Genomic DNA, 735 nt, shown 5'->3' with positions numbered 1-735 from the left:
GGGGTGGCCGGTCCGCCGCCGGGGGCGGGGCGGTACGGGCGGCCGGGGCCGGGGCCGGGGCCGGGCCGCGATGGCGGCGGCTGCTGCTGCGCAGGTCCATGGTCTACCGGGTCCATGGTCGTCGGTTCCGGGCCGTGGTCACGGTCCGCGGGCGCCAGAACGGACCTGCCCACGAGGCGGTCCGCGCCGGCTGCGCGGGGGCGCCCCGCTGATGGGTCAGGTCCGTAAGAGGGGTCAGTCGTTGTGCCGTATCGACGCCGCGAGGGACGTCTCGGGACGGAGGGACGTCCTGCCAGGGACGTCACGGACCGTCAGCGGTGGTCAGACCTGCCGTTGGCAGCGGTCAGAACCTGCCGATGATGACGAAGTCGCCACGTCCGCCGCGTCCGCGGTCGCCGTAGCCGTAGTCGTCTCCGCGTCCGTGTCCGCGCCCGTAGTCGTCGTCACCCCAGCCGCCACCACCGTGGCAGCCTCGGTCGTTCCTGCGGCTCCGGGGGAAGAATGCCTTGAAGGTCATCTTCGCCTCCTGGGTTGGAATGTCGCCGCGGCTTTTTCCGGACCGTTCTCCGGTTGGCGATTCGGTGTGCCCGTCCGGCCGCTCCTGGTGGGGTGTGCCGGCGGACCGGTGGCCGCGACAACTCCGACCCTACGTCCGGGACATACCGCCAACAAGTGGAATTGCGTGAAAATTCAGGCAAAAGGGAGTTGTTGCGGTGGGTGGGGCGGGGGTTGCGG

Annotated in this window: 2 protein-coding genes; one reads left to right on the top strand and one right to left on the bottom strand. The window is 71.2% G+C overall.

Annotated features, from left to right (window positions below):
* Window positions 1-212, top strand: a 212-nt coding sequence (locus ADL22_RS36190; protein ID WP_234430700.1) for a hypothetical protein, incomplete at its 5' end; no start/stop codon positions are given.
* A gap of 131 nt (window positions 213-343) precedes the next feature.
* Here the strand turns inward: ADL22_RS36190 and ADL22_RS35365 are convergent.
* Window positions 344-517: a hypothetical protein gene (locus ADL22_RS35365; protein WP_159048664.1), complete on the bottom strand. Its 174-nt coding sequence runs from the start codon at window positions 515-517 to the stop codon at window positions 344-346.
* Window positions 518-735 lie beyond the last annotated feature (218 nt).

This window comes from Streptomyces sp. NRRL F-4489, assembly GCF_001509485.1.
In the GTDB taxonomy this organism is placed as follows: Bacteria; Actinomycetota; Actinomycetes; order Streptomycetales; family Streptomycetaceae; genus Streptomyces.
Note: the sequence above shows the minus strand (reverse complement) of the source record. Positions and strands in the feature narration are given on the sequence as shown.

Coding starts and splice junctions, on each gene's coding strand:
- ADL22_RS35365 (WP_159048664.1), bottom strand. CDS start 517: ATGACCTTCAAGGCATTCTTCCCCCGGAGCCGCAGGAACGACCGAGGC.